Source organism: Actinokineospora sp. UTMC 2448 (assembly GCF_024760565.1).
Classification (GTDB): domain Bacteria; phylum Actinomycetota; class Actinomycetes; order Mycobacteriales; family Pseudonocardiaceae; genus Actinokineospora; species Actinokineospora fastidiosa.
The window spans coordinates 6749946-6775911 of sequence record NZ_CP031087.1 but is presented as its reverse complement, the minus strand read 5'-3'; the positions used below and the strand labels follow the sequence as shown (position 1 = coordinate 6775911).

The 25966-nt window shown below is 73.1% G+C and carries 32 protein-coding genes; 16 read left to right on the top strand and 16 right to left on the bottom strand.

What is annotated here, in order from left to right:
- From Actkin_RS31350 to arfB, 3 genes are read left to right on the top strand one after another with little or no spacing between them, the layout of a single operon-like run.
- Entirely contained in the window at positions 1-495 is a 495-nt protein-coding gene (locus Actkin_RS31350) for a SigE family RNA polymerase sigma factor (protein WP_189209216.1), read from the top strand.
- Positions 492-1337, top strand: coding sequence for a hypothetical protein (locus Actkin_RS31345; protein WP_258905248.1), 846 nt, complete (start codon positions 492-494; stop codon positions 1335-1337). The genes Actkin_RS31350 and Actkin_RS31345 overlap by 4 nt, the downstream gene beginning before the upstream one ends.
- Before the next feature lie 55 nt (positions 1338-1392).
- Positions 1393-1824 carry an alternative ribosome rescue aminoacyl-tRNA hydrolase ArfB gene (gene arfB / locus Actkin_RS31340; protein WP_396122907.1) on the top strand — a complete coding sequence of 144 codons (432 nt, stop codon included), beginning with the start codon at positions 1393-1395 and terminating at the stop codon, positions 1822-1824.
- Here arfB and Actkin_RS31335 read toward each other — a convergent pair.
- Together Actkin_RS31335 and Actkin_RS31330 are read right to left on the bottom strand one after the other, a co-directional pair.
- The gene (locus tag Actkin_RS31335) at positions 1817-2476 is read right to left on the bottom strand and encodes a response regulator (protein WP_258905246.1); all 660 of its coding nucleotides are present in this window, start codon (positions 2474-2476) and stop codon (positions 1817-1819) included. The two genes, arfB and Actkin_RS31335, sit on opposite strands and share 8 nt — an antisense overlap.
- On the bottom strand, positions 2473-4014 hold the full coding sequence (locus tag Actkin_RS31330) for a sensor histidine kinase (RefSeq protein ID WP_258905245.1): 1542 nt from the start codon (positions 4012-4014) through the stop codon (positions 2473-2475). The genes Actkin_RS31335 and Actkin_RS31330 overlap by 4 nt, the downstream gene beginning before the upstream one ends.
- A 145-nt stretch (positions 4015-4159) precedes the next feature.
- Between Actkin_RS31330 and Actkin_RS31325 the strand changes: the two genes are divergently transcribed.
- From Actkin_RS31325 to Actkin_RS31315, 3 genes are read left to right on the top strand one after another with little or no spacing between them, the layout of a single operon-like run.
- Positions 4160-5143, top strand: coding sequence for a Bug family tripartite tricarboxylate transporter substrate binding protein (locus Actkin_RS31325; protein WP_229786622.1), 984 nt, complete (start codon positions 4160-4162; stop codon positions 5141-5143).
- The gene (locus tag Actkin_RS31320; RefSeq protein WP_189209221.1) at positions 5140-5631 is read left to right on the top strand and encodes a tripartite tricarboxylate transporter TctB family protein; all 492 of its coding nucleotides are present in this window, start codon (positions 5140-5142) and stop codon (positions 5629-5631) included. The genes Actkin_RS31325 and Actkin_RS31320 overlap by 4 nt, the downstream gene beginning before the upstream one ends.
- Positions 5632-7104, top strand: coding sequence for a tripartite tricarboxylate transporter permease (locus Actkin_RS31315; protein ID WP_189209222.1), 1473 nt, complete (start codon positions 5632-5634; stop codon positions 7102-7104).
- Between the two features lie 181 nt (positions 7105-7285).
- Here the strand turns inward: Actkin_RS31315 and Actkin_RS31310 are convergent, their stop codons facing one another.
- The gene (locus Actkin_RS31310; protein WP_189209223.1) at positions 7286-7474 is read right to left on the bottom strand and encodes a DUF3073 domain-containing protein; all 189 of its coding nucleotides are present in this window, start codon (positions 7472-7474) and stop codon (positions 7286-7288) included.
- A gap of 195 nt (positions 7475-7669) precedes the next feature.
- Here Actkin_RS31310 and Actkin_RS31305 point away from each other — a divergent pair, with 195 nt between their 5' ends.
- Positions 7670-8518 (top strand): DUF8083 family protein, encoded by an 849-nt coding sequence (locus tag Actkin_RS31305; RefSeq protein WP_189209224.1) that lies wholly within the window; start codon positions 7670-7672, stop codon positions 8516-8518.
- A 1-nt stretch (position 8519) separates the two neighbouring features.
- On the opposite strand, the gene Actkin_RS31300 is transcribed toward Actkin_RS31305, so the two are convergent.
- The 5 genes from Actkin_RS31300 to Actkin_RS31280 are packed head-to-tail and all read right to left on the bottom strand — an operon-like array spanning position 8520 to position 12446.
- Entirely contained in the window at positions 8520-9461 is a 942-nt protein-coding gene (locus Actkin_RS31300; protein ID WP_229786623.1) for an asparaginase, read from the bottom strand.
- Positions 9462-9478: 17 nt separating this feature from the next.
- Complete coding sequence (locus tag Actkin_RS31295) at positions 9479-10057, bottom strand: RsiG family protein (RefSeq protein ID WP_189209225.1); 579 nt, start codon at positions 10055-10057, stop codon at positions 9479-9481.
- A 37-nt stretch (positions 10058-10094) separates the two neighbouring features.
- Positions 10095-10937 (bottom strand): beta-keto acid cleavage family enzyme, encoded by an 843-nt coding sequence (locus Actkin_RS31290; protein ID WP_189209226.1) that lies wholly within the window; start codon positions 10935-10937, stop codon positions 10095-10097.
- 10 nt (positions 10938-10947) lie between these two features.
- Entirely contained in the window at positions 10948-12051 is a 1104-nt protein-coding gene (locus Actkin_RS31285) for a CAF17-like 4Fe-4S cluster assembly/insertion protein YgfZ (protein WP_258905244.1), read from the bottom strand.
- A complete protein-coding gene (locus tag Actkin_RS31280) occupies positions 12048-12446 on the bottom strand; it encodes a Fur family transcriptional regulator (RefSeq protein ID WP_258908063.1) in 399 nt (132 codons plus the stop codon). Before Actkin_RS31280 ends, Actkin_RS31285 begins: the two co-directional genes overlap by 4 nt.
- A gap of 77 nt (positions 12447-12523) precedes the next feature.
- Between Actkin_RS31280 and Actkin_RS31275 the strand changes: the two genes are divergently transcribed.
- Complete coding sequence (locus tag Actkin_RS31275) at positions 12524-13369, top strand: aminodeoxychorismate lyase (protein WP_189209227.1); 846 nt, start codon at positions 12524-12526, stop codon at positions 13367-13369.
- Here the strand turns inward: Actkin_RS31275 and Actkin_RS31270 are convergent.
- From Actkin_RS31270 to Actkin_RS31235, 8 genes are all read right to left on the bottom strand, one after another.
- Positions 13348-14217 (bottom strand): 5-oxoprolinase subunit C family protein, encoded by an 870-nt coding sequence (locus tag Actkin_RS31270; RefSeq protein WP_258905243.1) that lies wholly within the window; start codon positions 14215-14217, stop codon positions 13348-13350. The genes Actkin_RS31275 and Actkin_RS31270 overlap by 22 nt on opposite strands.
- On the bottom strand, positions 14205-14822 hold the full coding sequence (locus Actkin_RS31265) for a 5-oxoprolinase subunit B family protein (RefSeq protein WP_258905241.1): 618 nt from the start codon (positions 14820-14822) through the stop codon (positions 14205-14207). Before Actkin_RS31265 ends, Actkin_RS31270 begins: the two co-directional genes overlap by 13 nt.
- A gap of 11 nt (positions 14823-14833) precedes the next feature.
- Positions 14834-15466, bottom strand: coding sequence for a heme-binding beta-barrel domain-containing protein (locus Actkin_RS31260; RefSeq protein WP_258905240.1), 633 nt, complete (start codon positions 15464-15466; stop codon positions 14834-14836).
- Positions 15467-15665: 199 nt separating this feature from the next.
- Complete coding sequence (locus tag Actkin_RS31255) at positions 15666-15971, bottom strand: DUF1416 domain-containing protein (RefSeq protein ID WP_258905239.1); 306 nt, start codon at positions 15969-15971, stop codon at positions 15666-15668.
- Positions 15972-15982: 11 nt separating this feature from the next.
- On the bottom strand, positions 15983-16816 hold the full coding sequence (locus tag Actkin_RS31250) for a sulfurtransferase (RefSeq protein ID WP_189209232.1): 834 nt from the start codon (positions 16814-16816) through the stop codon (positions 15983-15985).
- Positions 16813-17247 carry a DUF4395 domain-containing protein gene (locus Actkin_RS31245; protein WP_189209233.1) on the bottom strand — a complete coding sequence of 145 codons (435 nt, stop codon included), beginning with the start codon at positions 17245-17247 and terminating at the stop codon, positions 16813-16815. The genes Actkin_RS31250 and Actkin_RS31245 overlap by 4 nt, the downstream gene beginning before the upstream one ends.
- A gap of 222 nt (positions 17248-17469) precedes the next feature.
- On the bottom strand, positions 17470-17901 hold the full coding sequence (locus Actkin_RS31240; protein WP_258905238.1) for a TlpA family protein disulfide reductase: 432 nt from the start codon (positions 17899-17901) through the stop codon (positions 17470-17472).
- Entirely contained in the window at positions 17898-18767 is an 870-nt protein-coding gene (locus Actkin_RS31235; RefSeq protein WP_189209235.1) for an LmeA family phospholipid-binding protein, read from the bottom strand. The genes Actkin_RS31240 and Actkin_RS31235 overlap by 4 nt, the downstream gene beginning before the upstream one ends.
- A 360-nt stretch (positions 18768-19127) precedes the next feature.
- Here Actkin_RS31235 and Actkin_RS31230 point away from each other — a divergent pair, with 360 nt between their 5' ends.
- From Actkin_RS31230 to Actkin_RS31195, 8 genes are all read left to right on the top strand, one after another.
- Entirely contained in the window at positions 19128-19838 is a 711-nt protein-coding gene (locus Actkin_RS31230; RefSeq protein WP_189209236.1) for a winged helix-turn-helix transcriptional regulator, read from the top strand.
- A gap of 27 nt (positions 19839-19865) precedes the next feature.
- Positions 19866-20750 carry a mycothiol synthase gene (gene mshD, locus Actkin_RS31225; RefSeq protein ID WP_396122906.1) on the top strand — a complete coding sequence of 295 codons (885 nt, stop codon included), beginning with the start codon at positions 19866-19868 and terminating at the stop codon, positions 20748-20750.
- A 204-nt stretch (positions 20751-20954) separates the two neighbouring features.
- Positions 20955-22085, top strand: coding sequence for a phosphate ABC transporter substrate-binding protein PstS (gene pstS / locus Actkin_RS31220; protein ID WP_258905237.1), 1131 nt, complete (start codon positions 20955-20957; stop codon positions 22083-22085).
- A gap of 100 nt (positions 22086-22185) precedes the next feature.
- Positions 22186-23139, top strand: a complete 954-nt coding sequence (gene pstC, locus Actkin_RS31215; RefSeq protein ID WP_229786760.1) for a phosphate ABC transporter permease subunit PstC — start codon at positions 22186-22188, stop codon at positions 23137-23139.
- On the top strand, positions 23136-24047 hold the full coding sequence (gene pstA, locus Actkin_RS31210; protein ID WP_189209238.1) for a phosphate ABC transporter permease PstA: 912 nt from the start codon (positions 23136-23138) through the stop codon (positions 24045-24047). Before pstC ends, pstA begins: the two co-directional genes overlap by 4 nt.
- Before the next feature lie 10 nt (positions 24048-24057).
- Entirely contained in the window at positions 24058-24834 is a 777-nt protein-coding gene (gene pstB / locus Actkin_RS31205) for a phosphate ABC transporter ATP-binding protein PstB (protein WP_189209239.1), read from the top strand.
- 158 nt (positions 24835-24992) lie between these two features.
- Complete coding sequence (locus tag Actkin_RS31200; RefSeq protein WP_258905236.1) at positions 24993-25379, top strand: hypothetical protein; 387 nt, start codon at positions 24993-24995, stop codon at positions 25377-25379.
- A gap of 23 nt (positions 25380-25402) precedes the next feature.
- Positions 25403-25957, top strand: a complete 555-nt coding sequence (locus Actkin_RS31195) for a DUF3558 domain-containing protein (protein ID WP_189209240.1) — start codon at positions 25403-25405, stop codon at positions 25955-25957.
- The last annotated feature ends 9 nt before the right edge of the window (positions 25958-25966 follow it).

Sequence of the window (25966 nt, the reverse complement as noted above, 5' to 3'; positions counted from 1 at the left end):
GTGGGGGATCGTGACACGGAGTTCGGCGAGTTCGTCGACAGCCGCGCCGCGGTGATGCGGCGAACCGCGTACCTGCTGTGCGGCGGCGACTGGCACCGCGCCGAGGACCTGGTGCAGACGACGCTGGCCAAGATCTACGTCGTCTGGCCCCGGCTGCGCCGCGACGACGCGATCGACGCCTACGCCCGCAAGGTCATGGTGCGTGCGGCGATCGACGAGTCGCGGCGGGCGTTCCGGCGGCGGGAGTCGGTGACGGACGCGGTGCCCGAGACGTCGGTGCCGCCGCCGGGCGTCGACGCCGCCATCGATGTGCGGCGCGCGCTGCGGCGCCTGCCGCCGGGCCAGCGGGCCGTGGTCGTGCTCCGGTACTGGGAGGACCTCTCCGTCGCCGAGGCGGCGCAGGTGCTGGGCAAGAGCGAGGGCACGATCAAGAGCCAAGCGGCGAAGGGACTCGCGGCGCTGCGCGACATGTTGTCTGTGGAGGTCGCACTGTGAACGACGAGCAGGATGTGCGCAGGCTGTTCGAGGCCGCGGTCCGGCACGAGCCCCCGCTGACGCTGGACCGCGAGGCGGTCATCGGCGCGGGCAGGCGCAGGCTGCGCGTGCGGCGCACGGCCGCGGTCGGCGGCGCGGCGACGGCCGTGGCGGCGGTGGTGATCGGCATGACGGCGCTGTCGGGGTCGCAGTTCGGCATGCCGGAGCCGGTCGGCCCGGCCGGGCCGGGGGTGTCGTCGGAGCCGAGGTCGGCCGTGACGACGACCCCCGCGTCCCCGTCGGCGCGCGTCCGCACCACCGTCGAGGCGCCGCGGTCGACCGTGTGGCCGACCACGACCACCTGGGCCGAGGTCCCGTCCACCACCATGACGCACCGGCCCGAGGTGTCCGAGCAGCTCGGCGTCGCGCTGGGCGCCGCGCCGCTGTCCTGGCCAGCGGACGTCGAGGTGGAGGGCAGCGACGTCCCCTGGCACACCTTCGACGCCAAGGGGCACGCGCAGTTCGCCCTGGTCACCCGCGACCACGCCCGGCGGACGATCGAGATCCGGGTCGCGGCGGGACAGCGGTCCGGGGACAAGCCGGAGGGGTGCTTCCAGGCGGACATGACCTGCAGGTCGCACCGCACGGCCAACGGGGCCCTGGTGCACTACTGGCAGCCGGAGCGCGTGCAGGAGCACGGCCCCAACGCCCTGACCCTGCACGCTCTGCGGCCGGACGGGGTCGTCGTGGTGGTCGCGGACATCGGCGGGGCCGGGCCGCCGTGGCGGACCGAGCCGCTGATGAGCGTCGACGGCCTGGAACAGATCGCGCTGATCCCCGGGTTCGCCGCGGTCAATCAGTAGGGGAGCCAACTGGCAGGCCCCGTTAACCGGTGGACGCATGGGGCATTCTCTAGGCGTGCCCGGAGGAGAGCTGGAAGTGTCCCGGTCGCTGGTGATCCCGGCGGCCGAGTTGAGCGAGCGCTTCTCCCGCTCGTCCGGTCCCGGCGGCCAGGGCGTGAACACCGCCGACAGCCGCGTCGAGCTGTCCTTCGACGTCGCGCGCTCGCCGTCGATCCCCGAGCACCTGCGCGCCCGCATCCTCGACCGGCTGGCGAACCGCCTGGTCGACGGCGTGCTGACCATCGCGGCGAGCGAGTTCCGGGCGCAGCTGGCCAACCGCGAGGCGGCCAGGGAGCGCCTGGCCGCGCTGCTGCGGCAGGCCGCCGCGCCGCCCCCGCCGCGGCGCAGGCCGACCAAGCCGAGCCGCGGCGCGCGGGAACGGCGGCTGGAGTCGAAGAAGCGCCGCTCGGCGACCAAGCAGACGCGCAGGCGGCCCGACCTCAGCTGAGCCGGTAGCGGCGCTCCGGGCGTCCGGTCGCGCCGTAGCGCAGGCGGACGTGGGCGCGGCCGGTCGCCACGAAGTGCTCCAGGTAGCGCCGAGCGCTGACCCGCGACAGGTGCGCCGCCGCCGCGCACTCCGCCGCCGACATCTCGCCCTCGCGCAGCGTGCTGGCCACGAGCTCCGCGGTCTGCTCGGTCAGCCCCTTGGGCAGCCCGGCCCCGGCCCTCGGCCGCGCGCCGAACACCTCGTCCACATCGGACTGGCCCGCGCTGCCGAGCGCGGTGAGTCTGGTGTGGAGGGTGGCGAAGTGCTGGAGCTGGTCGTGCAGCGCGGAATAGGCGAACGGCTTGATGAGGTAGTGCAGCGCCCCGCCGCGCATGGCGCCGCGGACGGTGTCGACGTCGGTGGCCGCGGTGATCACGATGACGTCCGGGTCGACCGCGCCGTTGCGCAGGGCGCGCAGCACGTCGAGGCCGGGCATGTCGGGCAGGTAGATGTCGAGGAGCACCAGGTCGGGCGCGAGCTCGTCGACCAAGCGCACGGCGTCCGCCCCGGTGTGCGCGGTGCCGACGACGGCGAACCCGGGCGTGCGGGCGACGTAGCCGCTGTGCACCCGGGCGACCATGAAGTCGTCGTCGACGACGAGGACCGTGATCACGGCTTCATCCGGGCGGTGAACACCGCGCCGTTGTCGTTGTGCACCTCGACCGAGCCCTGCCTGCGCACGCACGTCTGCCGGGTGATGGCCAGGCCGAGCCCGCGCCCGCCGCCGTCCTCCGCGGCCTTGGTGGTGAACCCGTGCCGGAACACCTCCTCGGCGATCTCCGGGGCCACCCCGGGGCCGGAGTCGCGCACGACCACCCGCACCTCGTCGTCGCGGTGGGTCAGGCACACCTCGATCCAGCCCTGCTTGCCGCGCAGGGCGTCCAGCGCGTTGTCGACGAGGTTGCCGAGCACGGTGACCAGGTCGGCGGACAGGTGCTCGTCGATCAGACCGAGGTCGCTGTCGGGGTCGAGCCGCAGCCCGACGCCCTGCTCGGCGGCGAGGCTGGCCTTGGCCACCAGCAGCGCGGCCAGCGCGGGGTCGCCGACCCGCTCGGCGACCTCGCCCTGCCAGGCCCGCTGGTGGTGGCTGACCCGGTCGACGTAGCGGCGCAGCTCGTCGTGGTCGCCCAGCTCGATGAGCCCGGCGATGGTGTGCAGGCGGTTGGAGAACTCGTGCGCCTGCGCCCGGAGGGTGTCGGTGGTGGACCGGTTGGCGTCGAGCGCGTTCTGCAGCGCCACGATCTCGGTGCGGTCCCGGAGCGTGACGACCGCGCCCGCCGGGGTGATGGGCACCCGGTTCATGACGAGCACCCTGCCCTTGCGCAGGACGATCTGGTCGGCGCCCTCGGCGCGCCCGGTGAGCACGTCGGTGAGGCGGTCGTTGAAGCCCAGCTCGGCGACGGGCACGCCGTCGGTGCGCTCCGGCAGCGAGAGCAGGCGGCGGGCCTGGTCGTTGACCAGCGTGATCCGGTCCTGGCCGTCGAGGCCGACGACGCCCTCCCTGATGCCGTGCAGCATCGCCTCGCGGTGCTCGACCAGCCCGGCGATCTCGGCGGGCTCCATGCCGAGCGTCTGCCGCTTGACCCGCCGCGCGACCAGCAGCGACCCGCCGACCCCGAGCACGGTGGCCGCGGCGAGGATCAGCAGCGCCTCCGACGGCGAGTGCACGATCCCGGCGAACAGGTGGGGCAGGTCCACCCCGGCGGCGACGATCCCGATGATCTCGCCGCGGTCGCCGATCACCGGGACGTGCGCCACCAGCTCGTCGCCGACCTCGCCGACCCAGGACCGCCCGGCGGCGACCGTGCTCTCGCCGACCGGCATCGGCTCGCCCACCTGGTCGGGGTCGGGCGAGGTGAGCACCCGGGTGTCCGGCAGCGCGATGCGCACCGACCCGGCCCCCGAGAGGCTCCGCGCGCTCTCGGCGAACGGCGGCAGCTGGTGGTAGCGCAGCGGGTCGGCGAGCGCGGCCCGCACCCCGGCCGTCGCCGCGACGTCCTCGGCGACGGAGAGCATCCGCCTGCCCTGGACGTCGCCGAACGCCTCGGTGGACTGCACCGCGGAGAAGACGGCGACGGCCCCGAGCAGGGCGGCCACGACCGCGAACTGCCACCCCAGCAGCTGGCGCGCCAACGAACCCCGTCCGGACATGGCAGACAGTGTGCCCCGCCGAGACGCGCTCGGCGCCGCCCGGCGGCGGATGAACACAACGACCACAACGATCGGAACGCGCGCAAGCGCGACAACGCCGTCACACCGGGGCAACATCTCGCCGCGCGAGTCGAAGGAGGTTCGGGTGGTCAGGAAGCTTGTCGCCGCCGCGGCGGGACTGGCGGCGGTGCTGCTGGTCCCGCCGCTGGTCGGGTCCGGCGGGGACGCCGATGTCGGGGAGCGGGTCCGCGGCCTGCGGGTGCTGGTGCCGAACTCGCCGGGCGGCGGGTACGACGTCACCGCCCGCACGGCGGCCAAGGCGATGGAGGACGCCGGGCTCGCCAGCGCGGTCGAGGTGTTCAACCTGCCGGGCGCGGGCGGCACCGTCGGCCTGGGTCGGCTGGTCAACGAGCGGGGCAACGGGAAGCTCGTCATGTCGATGGGGCTGGGCGTGGTCGGCAGCGTCTACACCAACAAGTCGCCGTCGTCGCTGGCCGACACCACGCCGATCGCGAAGCTCATCGAGGAGCCCGACATCGTCGTCGTCGGGAAGGACTCGCCCTACCGGGACATCGCGGGCCTGCTCACGGCGTGGAAGGCGGACCCCGGCGGGGTGCCGGTCGGCGGGGGCTCATCACCCGGCGGACCCGACCACCTCGCCCCGATGCTGATGGCCAAGGCGGCCGGGCTCGCGCCGAGGTCGGTCAACTACGTGCCCTTCGACGGCGGCGGCGAGCTGCTGGCCTCCGTGCTCGGCGGCAAGGTCGCCTTCGGCGTCTCCGGGGTCGGCGAGTACCGCGACCAGATCCAGGCGGGCGAGCTGCGGGTCCTCGCCGTGACCGGCCCCGAGCGCATCGCCGGGATCGACGCGCCCACCCTGCGCGAGGCGGGCCTGGACGTGTCCTTCACCAACTGGCGGGGCATCGTCGCCCCGCCCGGTATCTCCGACACCGACCGCGAGCGGCTCATCGCCGCGTTCGCCCGGCTGCACTCCTCGCCGCAGTGGCGCGACGCGCTGGCCCGCAACGGCTGGACCGACGCCTTCCAGGCCGGTCCGGGGTTCGGGGAGTTCCTGGCCGGGGAGAACCGCCGCGTCGCCGAGGTGCTGAAGGAGTTGGGGCTGGCATGACGTGGTTGCGTGAGCGGTCCGAGCTGGGCGTGTGCGCGGTGCTGGCGGTCCTCGGCGCCCTGGTGCTCGTCGACGCCCTCACCATCCCCACCGACTTCGCCACGCGCGGGCCCATCGGGCCGAAGGCGGTGCCGGTGCTCGTCGGGGCCGCGCTGCTGGTCGTGGCCGTCGTGCTGGCCCGCGACGTGCTGCGCGGCGGGCGGGGCGCGGCCGAGGGCGGCGAGGACGTCGACCTGAGCGCGCCCGGCGACTGGCGGACGGTCCTGCTGCTGTGCGGGGCGTTCCTGGCCGCCACCGCGCTCATCGGGACCGCCGGGTTCCCGGTCGCGGGCTTCGTCCTGTTCTGGGGAGCCGCGTACGCGCTCGGCAGCCGAGGGCACGTCCGCGACCCGTTGATCGCGGCCGCCGTGTCGGTGCTGACCTACGTCGTGTTCGACGTCCTGCTCGGGGTGCCGCTCCCCGGCGGCCCGCTGATGGGAGTGCTCTAGATGGACCAACTCTGGGACGGGTTCGCCACCGCGCTGACCCCCACCCACCTGCTGCTCGCTGCCGTCGGCGTCATCCTGGGCACGGCCATCGGCGTGCTGCCCGGCATCGGCCCGGCCATGGCCGTCGCGCTGCTGCTGCCGGTCACCTACGGGCTGGAGCCCACCGGGGCGTTCATCATGTTCGCGGGCATCTACTACGGCGGCATGTTCGGCGGCTCCACCACGTCCATCCTGCTCAACACCCCCGGCGAGAGCGCGGCGGTGGTGGCCGCGATCGACGGCAACCCGATGGCCAGGTCCGGCCGGGGCGCGCAGGCGCTGGCCGCGGCGGCCATCGGGCACTTCGTCGGCGGCATGGTCGGCACCACCCTGCTGGTCGTGCTGGCGCCCACGGTGGCGGGCCTGGCCGTCGGCCTCGGCGCGCCGGACTTCTTCGCGATCATGGTGCTGGCCTTCGCCGCGGTGACGACGGTGCTCGGCGACTCGCGGGTGCGCGGCGTCGCCTCGCTGCTGATCGGGCTGACGATCGGCCTGATCGGCCTGGACGAGATGACCGGCCAGCAGCGGCTGACCTTCGGCTCGCTCGAACTGGCCGACGGCATCGACGTCGTGATCGTCGCCGTCGGGCTCTTCGCGGTCGGCGAGTCGCTGTGGGTCGCCGCGCACCTGCGCCGCAACCCGGCCCGGCCGATCCCGGTGGGCACGCCCTGGCTGGGCCGCGCCGACCTGCGCCGGGCGTGGAAGCCGTGGCTGCGCGGACCGCTGATCGGGTTCCCGTTCGGCGCGCTGCCCGCTGGCGGGGCCGAGATCCCGACCTTCCTGTCCTACGCGACGGAGAAGCGGCTGTCCAAGCACCGCGACGAGTTCGGCAAGGGCGCCATCGAGGGCGTCGCCGGGCCGGAGGCGACCGCGAGCGCGTCCGCGGCGGGCACGCTGGTGTCGATGCTCACCCTCGGCCTGCCGACCACCGCGGTGGCCGCGGTCATGCTGGCGGCGTTCCAGCAGTACGGCATCCAGCCCGGCCCGCTGCTGTTCGAGCGCGAGTCGACCCTGGTGTGGGGCCTGATCGCCAGCCTGTTCGTCGGGACGGTGCTGCTGCTGGTGCTGAACCTGCCGCTGGCGCCGCTGTGGGCCAGGATGCTGCGCATCCCCCGGCCGTACCTGTACGCGGGGATCCTGTTCTTCGCGATGGTCGGCGCGTACGCCGTCAGCGGGCAGGCCGCCGACCTGCTGGTGCTGTTCGCCATCGGGGTCATCGGGCTGGTCATGCGCCGCTACGGCCTGCCGGTGCTGCCCGCCATCCTCGGCGTCATCCTCGGCCCGGCCGCCGAGCTGCAGATGCGTCGCGCGCTGCAGCTCTCGGACGGCGCGCTGACCGGCCTGGTGAACACGACGTTCTCCATCACCGTGTACGCGGTCGTCGCGCTCCTCGTGCTGTGGCCCCTGGTGCGCAAAGCGCGCTCACGGACCTGACGAGGCGTGGACTGGTCGCCGCGCCGGAGCTCGACCGGGCGCGGCGGCCACGTGCCCATCGCCAGGCCGCGCGAGCGCGCTCGGCTGAGTCGCGTCGCGAAGGCCACCCCGCCGGTCGCGGGGTGGCCTTGTCGGCATTGCGAGGGAGTCCCGGCGCCGCGGAGGGCGCCGGGGCCTTGCGTCAACGGCGGTAGTCGTCGTACCCGTCGTCGTCGTATTCGTCGGACTCGATTCGCTCGAAGTCGGAGCCGTCGCCTGGCTTGTCGCCCGACAGCTCGCGCTGCAGGGCGTCCAAGTCCATTCGATGGCTGCTGTACTTGAGCTCCCGGGCCACCTTCGTCTGCTTGGCCTTGGCTCGGCCGCGCCCCATGGCTCGACCCCCTCGCACAGGTGACGGGGCGGCCGGGGGAATCGGCGGCCCCGTAGATGTCGACAGTTGATTCCTGCTAACTACCGTACCGTGCCGAAGGGGTTCGATGCGACGCGGCTCGGTGTGCAGAACCCGACACCCCCGGACCGCCCGCCCTGGCGGGGCCCGGCGACCGGTTCATGACACGATGTGCGGGTGCCTCGACCGTTCGTCGCCTACCTGCGGGTGTACGAACCCTTGTCAGCTTTCCCGCCCGCGTCCCGTGATCGACTCCGGCACATGGCGGAGAACTCACCGCTGGACCGGGCCGACGTGGGCGTCCACGAGCAGCTGATGTGGCTGAAGTCACAGGAGGTGGGCGCGGCCACGCGGCTGCCGGGCGAGCGCCCCGACGGCTCCCCGCTGCCCACCCGCGACGTCATGGCCGTGCGCGCCGAGTCGGGCGAGCTGCTGGTCTGCCCGCTCGACCTGCGCGCCCGCTCGGCCGCGGCGGTCGTGGGCTTCCTCTCGACGGCGGCGAACCCGCTGCGCGAGGCCACCCTGGGCGAGTCGGCCGACCGCCTGCGGCACAAGGCGGGCACCGTCCTCGCCGACATGCCCGGCGGGGCCGTCCACGTCGTGTCCACCACCTGGACCGTGCCGCTGCCGTGGTTCGTCCTGGTGCAGCCGTCCGAGCGGGTGGTCACCGGCGAGGGCGCGACCCGCACGGTCTACTGGCTGATCCCCATGCGCACCGCCCGCAAGCGCGTCCAGCGCGCCTTCGAGCTGGCCGAGGCCACCTTCGGCGAGTCCGGCCCGACCAAGGTGCTCCAGGACACCGGGCGCTGGCTGGCGCACTTCCACGAGGACTCGATGGTCGAGCTCGACTACGGCGGCCTCGTCCAGCTCATGGCCGACGACGACATCGACGCCGACACCTCGGCCGAGGACGTCAACGCCATCCTCGACGCCATCGAGCAGCCCGACCCGGGCGCCGTCGCCGAGCGCTTCGAGCGCCTGCGCGAGTTCTGGAGCGAACTGGCAGTGCGCGAGCGGATGCAGTAGCTCAGGCCAGCCCGTCCAGCAGGCCCTCGCGCAGCCGGGCCGCGCCGACCGGGACGCCGCCGCCGAGGATGTCCCGCTCGGCCTTGTCGTCGAGCTCCGGGGCGTCGTAGCCCAGGGCGCGCAGGACGCCGACCAGGATCGGGGTGCGCGGGCGCGGGGCGCCGTCGTCGATCTTCATGGCCATCGCCGTGCCGTCGGGCAGGACCATGGCGTGCACGCCCTCCGCGCCGCCCTTGACCAGCAGGCCCGGGATGGCCTGCATCAGCTCCGTGTCGTCGCGGTGGGTGCCGCCGACGAGGTGGGCGTGGGTCCGCATGGCGTCGGCCACCCGGCTCTCCAGCGTGCCGTCGGCGGCCTTGATCAGCGCCGAGTAGCCCGTGGCCAGCCCGGTCAGGGTCAGCGCGAACAGCGGGGCCCCGCAGCCGTCGACGCCGATGGTGGCGATGTCCTCGCCGGTCATCTCGGTGACGGTCGCGGCGATGGCCAGCTGGGCCGGGTGCTCGGGGTCGAGGTAGCCGATGATGTCCCAGGCCTGCTGCACGCTCGTGGCCAGCATCATCGCGTGCTTGCCCGAGCAGTTCATCGCCGCGCGGCGCTTGCCGCCGCCCGCGGCGATGACCCGGTTGCGGGCGGCCTCGTCCATCGGCCAGTCGGGCGGGCAGCCCAGGTCGGCCTCGGTGAGCCCGGCCTTGGCGAGGATGCCCAGGACCTGCCGCACGTGCTCGGGCTCGCCGCTGTGCGACCCGCAGCCGACGGCCAGGTCGGCGTCGTCGGGCAGGTCGAGGCCCGTGCGGAGCAGGCCGAGCGCCTGGAGCGGCTTGTTGCACGAGCGGGTGAAGACCGGCTCGTTGACCTCGCCCAGCGCGAGGCGGACCGTGCCGTCGGGGGCCAGCACGACGACGGAGCCCCGGTGCACCGACTCGACGAAGCCGGACCGGAGCACCTCGACCAGGACGGGGTTCAGCGCGCCTCCCCCGGGTCGGTGCGGGCGCTCTCGGCGGCCAGCAGGTCGTCCACCGACGCGGTGCCCGTGCGGTACCGGCTCGCGATCTGCTCGTTGAGCAGGTCCATCACGACCTGGACCTCGCGGCGGCGGGTGGACACCGACGCCTCCTCGGCCTCGTACGTGCGCAGGGCCAGGGCCAGCCGCTCGTCCGGCAGGGAGGCGACGTCGGAGAGGTCGGCGTCGGAGACCAGCGCCTCGACGTGGCGGCGGTGCGCCTCGGCGCGCGATGGCTCCATGTTCTGGTGGCGGCCGGAGCCCATGGCCGGGCCCACGGCGTTGTCGGCGAGGATCGATGCCAGCTGCGCGACGATGGACTCCGCGCCGCCGGTCTCCCGCCTGCGCAGCTCGGCCCGCACGATGTCGATCCGGCCGTGCAGGAGTCTGCGCAGGTAGGACAGGTCGGTCTCCTCCTGGGCGGCGTCATCGCGGCGGGCGCGGACCTCGGCGAGGTCCAGGCGGTCCAGATCGGCGACGTAGTCCGGGGCCAGGACCCGGTCGATGCGCCTGCGCCCACCCGGGCGGACTTCGATCACCAGGCCATCCTCCGTCAAAGAGTGCTCGATCGCCAGATCATGCCGACGCGGACGGGCGGGCCGCCACCCCCAGCAGCGTCCGTGCCTCGTCCGGCGTAACCGGCGGGCGCTGCGCGATGCGGGCCAGACCGGACGCGCGGGCCACCAGTTGGGCGTTGTCCTTGACCCGCTCACCTCGGGCGTAGTTGACGGTGTCCTCCATCCCGACGCGGACGTGGCCGCCCGCGGACAGGGCGCCGAACAACACCGGGAGAGTGGCGCGGCCCACACCCGTGGCCGAGAAGGTGGCCCCCTCGGGGATCAGCCGCAGCGCGGCGGCGAGGGTCTCGGTGTCGCCCGCCATGCCGCCCGGCACGCCCATCACCAGGTCGACGTGGACGTGGCCGCCCGAGGGCAGCCCGTGCTTGTCGAGCAGCCGGTGCAGGGTGGTCAGCTGGCCGAGGTCGAAGATCTCGTACTCCGGCAGGATCCCGCGCTCCTGCATCCGCTTGTGCAGCTCGACGATGAACCCCCAGCGGTTCATGAACACGTCGTCGCCGAAGTTGACCGTGCCCATCGAGCACGACGCCGAGTCGGGCATGGCGTCGAGCACGCGCAGCCGGTCCTCCTCCGGGTCGGTCACCGAGCCGCCGGTGGAGAGCTGGACGATCAGGCTGGTCTGCTCGCGCACCGCGGCGACGGTGTCGGTCAGCCGCTTGATGTCCAGAGTCGGCCGGGCGTCGTCGTCGCGGATGTGGATGTGGATCATGGCGGCGCCGACGCGCTCGCAGTCGCGCGCCGTCTCCACCAGTTCCTCCAGGGTCACCGGGAGGTTGGGGACATCGGCCTTGCTGTGCTCCGCCCCGGTCGGGGCGACGGTGATGAGGGTGCCGGTCGACATGGCGCCGACCCTAGCCCCGCAACCCCTGCGCGGCCGCACGCCCCGCTCCGCCGATCTCGGCCGGGACCGAGTCCGGGTCGACGGCCGCGGCCGCCGCGCCCGCCGTCAGCGGGGTCGCCGGGTCCACCGACCGCTTGAGCAGGGCCAGCGCGACCGGGCCCAGCTCGTGGTGCTGCACGGCCGAGCCGACCCGGCCCACGACCCGCTCGCCCGCCAGCACGGGGGCGCCGGTCTCGGGCAGCTCGTCGGCCGCCCCGTCGAGGTGCAGCAGGACCATCCGGCGCGGCGGGCGGCCGATGTTGTGCACCTTCGACACCGTCTCCTGGCCGCGGTAGCAGCCCTTGGCCACGTGCGCGGCCGACGGCACCCACGACACCTCGTGCGGGATGGTCTTCTCGTCGGTGTCCACGCCCATCCTCGGCCGCAGGGCCTCGACCCGCAGCGCCTCGAACGCGAGGCTGCCCATCGGGCGGGCGCCCGCGTCGGTGATCCGGGCCCACCAGTCCGCCAGGTCGGCGCGGGGCACGAGCAGGTCGGCGGCGTCCGGGCCGGGCCACGGCATCCGCCGGACCACGACCCCGTCGCGCTCGGCGGAGGCGTACTGGCCCTCGGGCGCTGGCAGGCCCAGCCGGGCCAGCACCTGCGGCGCCTCCGGGCCGACGATGGTCAGCACGGCCTTCTCCGCCGTGGCGTCGCGGGGCTCGACCTTGGACCAGAAGCGCATCTGCTCCAGGTACTCCAGCAGCGGCACCCGGCCCCCGCGCGCGCCGACCGTGGAGGCGCCCGCCTCGGTGTCCAGCCACACCACGTCGTCGACGTGGGAGAGGACCATGTGCGCGTCGACGCGGCCCTGGCTGTCCAGGATCAGCGCCTCGCTGCCCGCGCCCGCGGGCAGGGCGGAGACGTGCTGGGAGATGACCAGGTGCAGCCACGACAGCCGCTCCACGCCGGGGACGGCGATCACCTCGCGGTGCGAGCGGTCGACCACGGCCGCCGACCGGGTCGCGGTGCGCTGCTCGGCGAACGGGTCGCCGAAGTGCCACGGCACCCCGGGGTCGGTGGTCTCCTCGGGCGGGGGCACCGCGCCGGGCACGGACAGGATGGGCGAGGTCACGGTGTCTCCCTGGTGCGGTCGGTCTCCCCGGTGCAGTCGCGGCAGGTGCCCGACAGCGCGAGGTGGGCGGCGTCCAGTACGAACCCGTGCGCGTCCCGCAGTGTTCCGCACAGCTGGTCCATGACCTCCCGGGGCGACTCGTCGACCCGGCCGCAGCGGTGGCAGACCAGGTGGACGTGCTCGTGCTCGTGCAGGGAGTAGGTGGGCGCGCCGTGGCCCAGGTGCGTGTGCCGGACCAGGCCGAGCTCTTCCAGCAGCTCCAGGGTCCGGTAGATCGTGGTGATGTTGACCGACGGCGTCGTCTCCTGCACGCGCTTGCACACCTGTTCCGGTGTCGCGTGCTCCAGCGCTTGCAGGGCGTCGAGCACCAGTTGCCGCTGCGGGGTCATCCGCATGCCACGCCGGTGCAGCGTGCTGCGCAGGTCGTCCACCCCGCCGATAGTAGGCCGAGCCCGCGCGTAGGGTGCTGGGCATGCGCCTGCTCGCCCTGCCGGACGGCACCACCGCCGACCCCGACGCCCCGCACATCCGGGTGGACGACCTCGGCCTCACCCGGGGCGACGGCGTGTTCGAGACCGTGCTCGTGGTCGACGGCAGGCCCCGCGAGCTGACCGCGCACCTGGACCGGCTGGAGCGCTCGGCCCGGATGCTCGACCTGCCCGTGCCCGCGCGCGACACGCTGGAGCGGCTGTTCGCCACGGTCGTGGCCGCGTGGCCGTCGCCGGGGGAGATGGCCGTGAAGGTGGTGTGCACCCGCGGCGCGGAGTACGGCGACGGCACGCCGACGGTGTTCGCCCTGGCGTTCTCCATCGAGCCGCACACGGTCGAGCGGCGGCGGCGCGGCGCGTCCGTCGTGGTGCTGGACCGCGGGTTCGACCCGGAGGTCGTGGAGCGCGCGCCGTGGCTGCTCCTGGGCGCGAAGACCCTGTCGTACGCGGTGAACATGGCCGCCCAGCGGCATGCGGCCGCGCTCGGGGCCGACGAGGTGATCTTCCGCGCGGCCGACGGCTCGGTGCTGGAGGGCCCGACGTCGACGGTGGTCGTCGCCGAGGGCCGCACCCTGCGCACCCCGCCCGCGAGCAGCGGCATCCTGCCCGGCACCACCCAGTCCGCGCTGTTCCGCGCCGCCGAGCGGGCAGGCTGGGCGACCAAGGTCGAGCCGCTGCGCGTCGGCGAGCTGGCCGAGGCCGACGGCGTGTTCCTGGTGTCGAGCATCCGCAAGATCGTGCGCGTGCACACGCTGGACGGCGTCGTCCTGCCGGACGCGACCGCGCTGTGGTCGGAGCTGACCGGCCTCTACGAGGCCGAGTACGCCTGAAGCCGCACCCGGACACCCGGCCTGGCCTGCGCCAGCGCGGGCAGCCGGTCCGGGGGCACCACCCCGACCACCGGATAGCCGCCGGTCGTCGGGTGGTCGGCCAGGAAGACCACCGGGCGCCCGCTCGCCGGGACCTGCACCGCGCCGGTCACCACGCCCTCGCTCGGCAGCTCGCGCCCGACGAGGTCCGGGGCGCGGGTCAGCGCCGGACCGAGCAGGCGCAGGCCGACCCGGTTGCTCTCCGGCGACACCGACCACTCCGCCGCCGCGAGCTGGGCGGCCGGGTCGGTGAACCAGTCGTCCCTCGGGCCGAGCAGCACGGGCACCGTCAGCCGGTCGCCCGCCGACAGCGGGGCCACCACGTCCGCCCCGACCGGAGGCCCGGTCACCGGGCCGAGCGGCAGGACATCGCCGGCCCGCAGCGGAGCCGGACCGATCCCGGACAGCACGTCCGTCGACCGCGACCCCAGCTGTTCGGGCACCGCCAGACCGCCGGAGACGGCCAGGTAGACGCGCAGGCCGGACAGCGGCGTCCCCACCGCCACCTCCTGACCCGCGCGCAGGTGCACCGGGGTGTGCGAGCCCGCGTCCCGGCCGTCCACCGACACCGGCGCCGCCGGTCCCGTCACCGCCACCGTGCACGACGCGCTCGCGCGCAGCCGCAGGCCGCCCAGGACGCACTCCACGCCCGCGGCGCCCTCCGGGTTGCCGACGAGCCGGTTCGCCAGGCGCAGGGACGGCTGGTCCAGCGCGCCCGACGGCGGCACCCCCAGGTGCGCGTTGCCGGGCCTGCCGAGGTCCTGGACCAGGGCGAGCGGGCCGGTGGCGAGCACGGTCACGGCGCGCATGACACCGCCGCGAAGCGGACGCGCAGGCCGGGGGCCAGCAGGGCGGGCGGGTCGCGGTCGGCGTCGAACAGGGCGGGCGCGTCGTCGGCGAGCCTGCCCAGCAGCCGCCACCCGCCCGGGGACGGGCGCGGGTACACCCCGGTGAACTCGCCCGCGACGCCGATCGCGCCCGAGGGCACGCGGGTGCGGGGCGAGTCGAGGCGGGGCTGGCGCAGCGGGGCAGGCAGCCCGGTCAGGTAGCCGAAGCCGGGGGCGAACCCGGTGAACACCACCGTGTACTCCGCGCCCGCGTGCAGCGCGATCACCTCGTCCACCGACACGTCCGCCGTCGCCGCCACCAGCTCAAGGTCGGGGCCGTCGTACACGGCGGGCAGGACGACGGTCTCGCCGGACGGCGGTGGCGCGGCCGACAGATCGGCCGCGCTCAGCACGTCGGCCAGCTCGCGGGGGACGTCGGCGGCGAAGGTGACCAGCACGGTCCGGGCGGCCGGGACGAGGTCCACCACGCCGGGCAGACCCGCGAGCACGGCCCGGGCGGCGCTCACCTCGGTCAGCGAATCCAGCTCCACCAGGACCGCGTGCGCGCCGCAGCGCCGCAGACGCACCGGCCGACGACCTAGCCGACGACGCGGCGCAGGTACGCCGAGGTGTGCGGCTGCATCGGCTGGCCCACCATGGCCCGCTCCTCGACGTAGGCGAGGTCGCCGTTGTTCACCAGGCCGTACAGCCGCTTGGCCGCGTTGACCTCCTTGGCGCTCGCCGTGCGCCCGACCAGGTCGGTGGCCAGCTCCCAGGACGTGGAGTTGCGCGGCTTGCCGTAGAAGATCTCCACCACGCCGGTCGCGTGCGAGAGCAGCAGCTCGATCGTGTCGTCCGCCTTGATGCGCCACCAGCCGGACTCGCGCGCGGCCGGGCGGATGACCCTGCCGTCGTCGTCGAGCAGCCAGGTCCGGGACTCGTAGGCCAGGAACGGGCGGCCGTCGTGGGCGAAGGTGAGCTGCTGGCCGAACTTCACCGGCCCGTCGATGGTCGGGTAGACGACCTCGCCCTCGCCGCGCCACACGCCGACCAGCGGCAGCAGGCCCAGGAGGTCGTCGTGCAGGGCAGGGCCCTCGCGCAGGTTCGCGGTGTCGGCCGGGATCGGCAGGTCGTCGAACTGCGGCAGGTTGCGGTGCCGGGTCTGCTCGGCCCGCTCGGCGGCAGCCTGGATCGCGGCGTCGCCACTGCCGGGGATGGGGCCGTCGGTCATCCGCGCTGGTCGCTGAACAGCCGGTACACCACGTACGCGGCGAACCACACGGTCGCGATGCCCACCAGCACGAGAAGGCCCGTGAAGAAGATTTCCACGAAAGCAGAGGATAGTCCCCGGGCAGGCGGGCGGCCGGGCGGGCGTGGCGCAAAGCACGAGAGCCCCCAGGTGGTCCCTGGGGGCTCTCGCGGAAGAAGCGTCAGGCCACGGCGATGGCGACCGGGTGCACGCCCGGGCCGTCGGCGGACACGGTGGCCTCGCCGTTGCCGTCGCGGTGCAGGGCGCGCACGGTCCAGCTGCCGGGGGCCGCGTAGAACCGGAACACGCCGTCGGGCGAGGAGACGACCTCGGCGGTGAACTCGCCGGAGGCGTCCAGCAGCCGCACGAACGCGCCGCCGACCGGCGTGCCCGCGCTGGTCACGGTGCCGTCCAGCACGATCTCCTTGCCCGGGTCGACGGTGGCCGGAAGGGCCGCGGTCTGCTCGGGGGCTCCGCAGGAACTCATGTCTCGTCCTCTCAGCTGCCGGTCTCGACGGGCACGCCCACGAGCGAGCCGTACTCGGTCCACGAACCGTCGTAGTTCTTCACGTCCTCGTACCCGAGCAGCTCCCGCAGCACGAACCAGGTGTGCGAGGAGCGCTCGCCGATGCGGCAGTAGGCGATGGTGGCCTTGCCCTCGTCGAGGCCCGCGTCCTTGTAGAGCTCGCGCAGCTCGTCGTCGGAGCGGAAGGTGCCGTCCTCGTTGGCCGCCTTGCTCCACGGCACGTTGATCGCGCTCGGGATGTGGCCCTTGACCTGCGCCTGCTCCTGCGGCAGGTGCGCGGGGGCGGCGAGCTTGCCGGAGAACTCGTCGGGCGAGCGCACGTCCACCAGGTTCTTGGTGTTGATCGCGTCGACGACCTCGTCGCGGAAGGCGCGCAGCGCCTTGTCCTGCGGCTTGGCCGAGTAGCTCGTCTCCGGGCGGGAGGGCACCTCGGTGTCCAGCGGGCGCCCGTCGAGCTCCCACTTCTTGCGGCCGCCGTCGAGCAGCTTGACGTCCTGGTGGCCGTAGAGCTTGAAGTACCAGTAGGCGTACGCGGCGAACCAGTTGTTGTTGCCGCCGTAGAGGATCACGGTGTCGTCGTTGCCGATGCCGCGCGCGGACAGCAGCTTCTCGAAGCCCGCCTGGTCGACGAAGTCGCGGCGGACCGGGTCCTGCAGGTCCTTCTTCCAGTCGACCTTGACCGCGCCGGGGATGTGGCCCGCGTCGTAGGCGCTGGCGTCCTCATCGACCTCGACGAACACCACCCCGGGCGCGGTGAGGTTCTCCTCTGCCCACGCGGCAGAAACAAGCACGTCTTCGCGGCTCATCGGGCGGTTCCCACTTCCTTGTTAGAGAGACGGTTGATCAACAGGTACACCTGGCAGCCGAGGCAGAAGCCGAAGGCGGCGTTGAGGAAGGCGGCGGCCAGCGCCAGCGCGGTGGCCGCCATGCCGAGCACGGGGGCGCCCAGCGCGTAGCCGAGGGTCCCGGCCAGCGCGAACGCCAGGCCCACGCCCTGGGCGAAGCGCAGCGGCGCCTCGTCCTCGCGCTCCTCGGTCGGCCGCAGCCGGGGCGCGACGACGGCCCGGAACACCGGCGTCCACGGCGAGAAGCGCGGTCCGAGGATGGCGCCCACGGCGAAGACGGCGGCCTGCGCCGCGAGCAGCGGCCACCAGCCGGTGACCAGCACGGCCACCAGCACCGCGCTGGTGGCCCAGGCGGTGAAGCGGGGACCGCGCGGGTCTACGCCTGTGGGCATGGGGGACCTCCTGACCGGGGGACGTGCGTACCGTGCGGCGTCAGGCCGCCATGGCGCGCTGTCCCCGACAAAGGCTGCTGTCGACGCGGCAGAAGTCCACCGCGCGCCGCCTGGTCAGGTACTTGGTCACGGCGGCGAGCCTACCGCCGTTCCTGGTGCTGGGAACTGCCCGTCCACAGGGTGGGACGGGCCAGCGCCGCGGGATCACCGCAGGTCGGACGCCTACGCCGGAAGCCGCTCGCGCAGCGCCGCCAGCAGCTCGTCGCGGCGGGGCACGCCCGAGACCCGCAGGATCTCCGCGCCCGCCGGGTCGACCGCGACGGTCGTCGGGGTGCGCAGCACGGCCATCCGCCGGGCCAGCTCGGGGCGGTCGGTGAGGTCGATGTCGGCGTGCGCCAGACCGGGCGTGCGCTCGGCGAGGTCGGCCAGCAGCACGCGCGTGTGGCGGCAGGGCGCGCAGAACGTGGTGGAGAACTGGACCAGGGTGACCGCGGCCGCCGGGTCGAGCGCGGCCAGCACCTCGGCGGGCGGGCCCGCCGCATCCCGGCCAGCGGTGTCCCGGCCCGCCCTGACCCGGCCGGACCGCGCCTTGATCAGCAGGCCAGCGGCCGCGGCGACCACGAGCGCGCCCAGCGCGACCAGCGCGCCCGTCATTGCTGGCCCAGCACGATGTCCTTCGCCGTGCCCTGCACCGCCAGCACGCCCGCCTCGACCTTGACCTCGGTCGGCGTGACGGCGAACGGCAGCTCGCCCGGGTCCAGCTCGACGGCGAACAGCGGCAGCACCTTCTTCTGGATGGCCGCGGGCAGCTCCGCGCTGCTGATCTTGTTCTTCAGCTCCATCCGCTTGGGCTGCACGGCGATGCCGCCGTTGTTGAGCGCGATCAGCGAGAACACGCACAGCTCGGTGTTCTGCCCGGCCACCGCCACCGTGCCGCACAGCTTGACGCCCGCGGTCTTGCCCGCGCGGTCGGCGATCTCGGCCTCGGTCTCGGTGACCTCGGCGTCCGGGTCGGCGACCAGCTCCTCGGCGGCGGGCGCGATCGTCAGGTTGGTGATGGAGGCCAGCACGGGCTGGGCGTTGGCCTGGATGGCCCGGTTCACGTCCGTGGCCTTGACCCGCAGCTGCCCGCGCACCTCGCGCACCGGCACCCCGGTCAGCGTGCCGCCGATGACGTCGGACAGCGGGGCCTGCACCCCGCGCAGCTCGGCGTGCACCTCCAGGTCGCGCAGGGTGTTCACCGGCACGCCCTGCGCGTCGACGGTCACCGACTCGTACTCGCCGGAGAAGGCCTGCAGCAGGAAGGAGAACCCGCCGATCTTCACCGCGGGGTGGTCGCGCAGGCCGAACTGCTGCTGCGCCTTCTTGGACACCTCGTGCTCGACGATCGCCGCCGCGCCGAAGTCGGCGGCCACCAGCAGACCGGCCAGCACGACCAGGGTCACCGCCGTGCGGCGCAGCGCCTTCGAGCGGCGCTTCCTCGGGGCGGCCTGGGGTGCCGGGTTGGTCATCGTGGTCATCCGCCGTCCTCTGTGCCTCGCCCACCGCGGTCGCACCCAGGGTAGTCACGGTTCGGCCGTCCGGTGGGACGACCGGGCAGGTCGCGTTACCCGGTGTTCACAAAATCATTTCGCGAGGCCGGATCGGGGCGGTAGATCTTGCGTAATCGCCGGTCGCCGCTGCGGATTTACCCCGCTGTAACATGACGCATCCGCCCTGGTCGAAGGCCGTCTGTCGGCTCGCTCAAGATGTGACAGAGACGTCACGCGGGCGACAATTGCCCTGTTCACGGTTTATTCTCCTGGGCATCGTCTTTACCGATCCCTCGCGGGACCGCACCCCAACGACGCGGAGCGGGCGCTCAACGTCAGGAGGCGTCGATGAGCCTGGATCTGCTGCTGCTCACCGCGGACCCCGAGCCGGGGTCGGTGCTCCCCTCGCTGATGCTGCTGCCGCACTCGGTGCGCACCCAGGCCCCCGAGGTGACCGCGCTGCTGGAGGCGGGCTCCCGGGACGCGGTCATCGTGGACGCGCGCACCGACCTCGCCGCCGCCAAGAGCCTGTGCAGGCTGCTGACCAGCGGCGGTGACAACGCCCCCGTCATCGCGGTGGTCAACGAGGGCGGCCTGGTCGCCATCACCGCCGACTGGCGCGTCGACGAGATCCTGCTGCCCGGCGCGGGCCCGGCCGAGGTCGACGCCCGGCTGCGGCTGCTCGGCTCGCGCGGCCCGGCGGGCGGCGTCGACGGCGCGCTGCGCCTGGGCGAGCTGGTCATCGACGAGGCGACCTACGCGGCCAAGCTGCGTGGCCGCCCGCTCGACCTCACCTACAAGGAGTTCGAGCTGCTCAAGTACCTCGCCCAGCACGCGGGCCGGGTGTTCACCCGCGCGCAACTGCTGCAGGAGGTCTGGGGCTACGACTTCTTCGGCGGCACCCGCACCGTGGACGTGCACGTCCGGCGGCTGCGCGCCAAGCTCGGCACCGAGCACGAGCAGATGATCGGCACCGTGCGCAACGTCGGCTACAAGTTCGTCCAGCCGCCGAAGGCGGGCCAGCGCCGCGACGCCGAGGAGCGGTCCTACGCCCGGTAGTCCGATCGCGCCGGTAGTTTCGACCGCGTGGACCTGACCTGGCTCGACGAGATCGACCCCGCCCTGCTCCGGGAGTTCCTGCGCGCCGTGCGCGCCGCCGACGGCCGACCCCGCGTCGACCCCGACGCCGCGCTGCCGCACGAGTTCCGCGGCGGGCGGCACGTGGTGGCCGCCGACGGCGACCGGCTGCTCGGGTACGGCCACCTGGACACCGGGGGCGACGCCTTCGGCAGGCAGGTCGCCGAGGTCCTGGTCCACCCCGAGGCCCGCGGCCGCGGGCTGGGCACGGCCCTGGTGGCCGAGATCCGCGCGCACGCGCCCGCCGACGTCCGGTTCTGGGCGCACGGCGACCACCCGGGGGCGGCCCGGATCGCCGAGCGGCTCGGCCTGTCCCGGGTGCGCGAGCTGTGGCAGATGCGGATGGAGTTCGGCGAGCCGCTGCCCGCGCCGGTCTGGCCCGACGGCGTGTCCGTGCGGGCGTTCGTGCCCGGTCAGGACGAGGACGCCGTCGTGGCGGTCAACAAGCGCGCCTTCGACTGGCACCCCGAGCAGGGGGCGCTGACCGCGGCCGACGTCATCGCCACGGAGGCGGAGGCGTGGTTCGACCCCGCCGGGTTCTTCCTCGCCGTCGACAGCGCCGACCGGGTGCTCGGCTTCCACTGGACCAAGGTGCACCCGGACGGCACGGGCGAGGTCTACGTCGTCGGGGTCGACCCGGCCGCGCAGGGCGGCGGGCTCGGCCGGGCGCTGACGCTGGCCGGTCTCGCCCACCTCCGGGAGCAGGGGCGACGCACCGTGATCCTGTACGTGGAGTCGGACAACGCCCCGGCCGTGGCCGTGTACCGGCGGCTCGGATTCACCCGTTCGGACGCTGACATCCAGTACGCCGCTGTCCCCCCGAATGGCGCATAGCCGATTACGTCCGGCAAACGCGCAGGTCACGAGCGGGACACGGGAAACGGCCCCGGGCGTTGACCCGGTCACATGAGCTGCCTTGTTCATGCTGCGTTCACCTCTAGAGGGGCATCCGTCCACCACTGCTGCCTAGCGTCCGGGGCGACGGCGCACAGAGCGTGACGCCGCGCCTTTCCCGATGCTCCTGCTGGAGGAACACCAGTGAAGATCAAGCGGTACGCCAACGTGCTGGGCATGGTGGCGGCAGGCGCACTGGCGCTGTCCGCCTGCGGCTCCGACACCAACGCCCCCCAGGGCGGCGGCCAGAACTCCGGCGCCCCGGCGCCGACCGGCAGCGCCCCCGTCGAGTGTGGCGGCAAGCAGGCGCTGACGGCCGAGGGCTCCTCGGCGCAGAAGGGCGCGATGGAGGCCTTCATCGCCGCCTACCAGCAGCAGTGCCAGGGCCAGCAGCTGGCCTACACCCCGTCCGGCTCCGGCAACGGCGTCAAGCAGTTCATCGCCGCCCAGGTCGACATCGGCGGCAGCGACTCCGCCCTGAAGGAGGACAAGGGCGAGGTCGAGAAGGCCGCCGAGCGCTGCGGCGGCAACCCGGCGTGGAACCTGCCGCTGGTCTTCGGCCCGATCGCCGTCGTGCACAAGGTCGAGGGCGTCACCGACCTCGCCCTCAACGGCGAGGTGCTGGCCAAGATCTTCTCCGGCGGCATCAAGAAGTGGAACGACCCGGCGATCGCCGCGCTGAACAGCGGCGTGACCCTGCCCGACACCGACATCACCGTCGTCTACCGCGCCGACGAGTCGGGCACCACCGACAACTTCCAGAAGTACCTCGTCGCCGCGGGCAAGGGCGCGTGGACCAAGGACGACGGCAAGACGTTCAACGGCGGCGTCGGCCAGGGCGCGCAGGGCTCCGCGGGTGTCGCCGAGGCCGTCGCGGCGGGCAACGGCGCCATCGGCTACGTCGAGTGGTCCTACGCCCAGGACAAGAACCTGGCCATGGCCAAGCTGGACAGCGGCTCCGGCCCGGTCGAGCTGACCGCCGAGTCCGGCGGCAAGGCCATCGACGCGGCCACCATCTCCGGCGAGGGCAACGACCTGCGCCTGGACCTGGAGGCCCTCTACGCCAGCAACGCCCCCGGCGCCTACCCGCTGGTGCTGGCGACCTACGAGATCGTGTGCTCCAAGGGCTACGACGCCGACACCACCAAGGCGGTCAAGGCGTTCCTGACCACGGCGGCCACCACCGGCCAGGCCAGCCTGGTCGAGGCGGGCTACCTGCCCCTGCCGCAGGAGTTCCAGACCAAGCTGCTGACCGCCATCAAGGCCATCGCCTGACGGCAGTGGCAGACTGCCCACACGGATAATCGGACGCCCCGCGCACCCGCCGAACGGGTGCCGGGGCGGCTCCGCGTCCACCACCTCGACGGAGGCGACGATTACATCCACCGAGCACACCCCGACCGTCACCCGGCCGGGTGACCGCATCTTCAAGGCGCTGACCGTCGGCTCCGGCGGGTTCGTCGTCGTCATGATCGCGCTGATCGGCGTGTTCCTGCTGATCCAGGCGATCCCCTCGCTCGCGCAGAACAACTCCAGCTTCCTGTTCAGCCGCTCATGGGACACCGGGGACCCGGCGAACCTGGCCTTCGGCGTGCTCGACCTGCTGCTGGTGACGGTGTTCAGTTCGGTGTTCGCGCTGGTCATCGCGATGCCGGTGTCGCTGGGCATCGCGCTGTTCCTCACCCAGTACGCGCCCAGGAACCTGGCCCGCCCCTTCGCCTACCTGGTCGACCTGCTGGCCGCGGTGCCGTCGATCATCTACGGCCTGTGGGGCGCCTACGTGCTCGCGCCCGCGCTGGAGCCCATCAGCACCTGGCTGAACGAGAACCTCGGCTGGATCCCGGTCTTCGCCGAGGGCAACACCAGCCTGGTGATCGGCCAGACCATCTTCACCGCGGGCATCGTCCTGGCGGTCATGGTGCTGCCGATCATCACCGCGATCACCCGCGAGGTGTTCGACCGCACGCCGCCCATGCAGATCGAGGGCGCGCTCGCGCTCGGCGCCACCAAGTGGGAGGTCGTGCGCACGACCGTGCTGCCCTTCGGCCGCGCGGGCTACGTCAGCGCCTCCATGCTCGGCCTCGGCCGCGCGCTCGGCGAGACCATCGCCGTCATGATCATCCTGGCCTCGACGTCGGACGTCTTCGGCTGGTCGCTGTTCGACGGCGGCGACACGATCGCCTCCAAGATCGCCCGCGCCGCCCCGGAGTTCAACGACCCGCGCGGGGCGGGCGCCTACATCGCCGCCGGTCTCGTGCTGTTCGTCCTGACGTTCGTGGTCAACGCGATCGCCCGCTCCATCGTGGCCGGGCGCAAGGAGTACCGATGACGACCGCGACCGACCTGGACCGGCCCGCAGCCCCGCCCGCCTTCCAGGAGATCACCCCCGGGCGGCGGATGAAGAACCGCGTCGCGGGCACGCTGATCACCGGCACGTTCCTGCTGGCGCTCGCCCCGCTGGTGTGGGTGCTGCTCACCGTCGTCGTCAAGGGCTTCGAGCACGTCCTGACCGCGGAGTGGTGGACGCACTCGCTCGCGGGCCTGACGTCGCGGCAGTTCGGCGGCGGCGTCTACCACGCCATCTACGGCACGCTGATCCAAGGGCTCATCTGCGCGATCATCGCGGTGCCGATCGCGATCCTGGTCGCGGTGTACCTGGTCGAGTACGGCCGGGGCAGCAGGCTCGCCCGCGCGGTGACCTTCACCGTCGACATCCTCTCCGGCGTCCCGTCGATCGTGGCCGCGCTGTTCATCTACGCCCTGTGGATCACCACGTTCGGCTTGCCGCGCAGCGCGTTCGCCGTGGCGCTCGCCCTGGTGCTGCTGATGATCCCGGTCGTGGTGCGCACCACGGAGGAACTGCTCAAGATCGTCCCGGACGAGCTGCGCGAGGCCGCGTACGCGCTGGGCATCCCCAAGTGGAAGACGATCGTCAAGATCGTCATCCCGACCGCGATGTCGGGCATCATCACCGGCATCAGCCTGGCGATCGCCCGCGTCATGGGCGAGACCGCGCCCGTGCTGGTCCTGGTCGGCTACAACTCGTTCATCAACATGGACCCGTTCGAGGGCAACATGGCCTCGCTGCCGCTGCTGATGAACTCCGAGCGGCTGACCATCAACGAGGTCGGCGAGGCGCGCGTCTGGGGCGCCGCGGTCACCCTCATCCTCATCATCACCGTGTTCAACCTGCTGGGATCGCTGATCTCGCGGATGACGTCCCTGAAGACCAAGTGAGCGGGTAACGATGGCCAAGCGCATCGAAGTCAAGGACCTGAACCTGTACTACGGCAAGTTCCACGCCGTCGACGGGGTCTCGCTGACCGTGCCCCCGCGCAGCGTCACCGCGTTCATCGGCCCGTCCGGCTGCGGCAAGTCCACCGTGCTGCGCTCGCTCAACCGCATGCACGAGGTCATCCCGGGCGCGCGCGCCGAGGGCTGCGTGCTGCTCGACGGCGAGGACATCTACGGCAGCTCCGTCGACCCGGTGTCGGTGCGGCGCACGATCGGCATGGTGTTCCAGCGCCCCAACCCGTTCCCCACGATGTCCATCAGGGACAACGTCGTCGCCGGGCTGAAGCTGGCCGGGGAGAAGGACAAGCGCAAGCTCGACGAGATCGCCGAGCGCGCGCTGCGCGGTGCCAACCTCTGGACCGAGGTCAAGGACCGGCTCAACCGCCCCGGCGGCGGCCTCTCCGGCGGTCAGCAGCAGCGGCTGTGCATCGCCAGGGCGATCGCCGTGCAGCCGGACGTGCTGCTGATGGACGAGCCCTGCTCGGCCCTGGACCCGATCTCCACCCTGGCGATCGAGGACCTGATCCAGGAGCTGAAGAAGGACTACACGATCGTGATCGTCACCCACAACATGCAGCAGGCGGCCCGGGTGAGCGACCAGACGGCGTTCTTCAACCTCGCGGGCGTCGGGCAGCCGGGTCGGCTCGTCGAGATCGACGACACCGAGCGGATCTTCTCCAACCCGGCCCAGAAGGCCACCGAGGACTACATCTCCGGCCGCTTCGGCTGATCGATCCTGCCAACGACAGGCCCCCGACTACTCCGGTCGGGGGCCTGTTCGCACTGCGCGGGAACGGGCAACCAAGTGATCACGTCTCACCCCGCGACGACCACCCAGGGTGATTGGTACGGTGCGCAGAGGGATCGGACCCGGGTCGGAGGGCAGCGATGTACGTCGACGACGCAGGCGGCGCGCGCATCGGCACCACCATCGGCAAGTCCATGGCGGGCTTCGCCGCCACCGCCCAGGAAGGCGGCTTCGCCGTCAGCGGCGAGGGCGGCGAGGCGCTCCTCAGGGCCGTCTACGCCATGGCCGACTGGGTCGACAGCCAGCGCACCTCGCTCGCCTTTCTCCAGCAGGAAGCACCGCTCGGCAGCACGCACGGCGCGATGACGATGAAGCCGTACCTGCAACAGGTCGCCTCCGACGGCGCGGGCTTCGTCACCCAGTTGGAGCAGTTCCGCGAGGCGCTGATCCAGGCCGAGCAGGGGATCAAGCAGGCGATGGCCAACTACCAGGACACCGACAAGCTCAACGCCGACAAGCTCCGCTGACCGTGAGGTGAAAGGTGCTGCCCGTGCGGACCTCCCCGCTGGTCGCCTCGCTCGCCACCGCGCTGCTGGTGGTCGGGGCCTGCGCGACGACGACGGCAGGCCAGCCGGAGTCCGCGGGCCCGGCGAGCCGGACGCAGGCGGAGCCGACGCGCGGGACGACCACCGAGCCAGCCCAGGAGACGCCCCTGGCCGCGGTCGAGCCGTGTGACCTGCTGACCGCGGCGGGACAGTCCGCGATGGCCGTGACCGGCGAGGGACAGAGCAGGAAGGTGGGCAGCGCGCGCTATTGCGAGTGGCGCGTGCGCAAGGGCAGCGTCCGCGACAGCTACACCATCTCGGTCGGCGTCTGGGAGGGCCTCAGCATCGACGGGGCCGTGTCCGAGCGCCCGGTGCGGCCCCTGCGGGTCAACTCCCGCGCGGCCGTGGAGGGCATCGGCGTCCAGGGCGGGAGCTGCTTCGTCGCCCTGGCCGTGACCGACTCCTCCCGGGTGGACGCCGCCGTCGTGGGCGACGACGGGGAGAAGCTGTGCCCGCTGGCGCTGGAACTGGCCGAACTCGTGGAGCCCGAGTTGCCCTAGGGAGTGGCG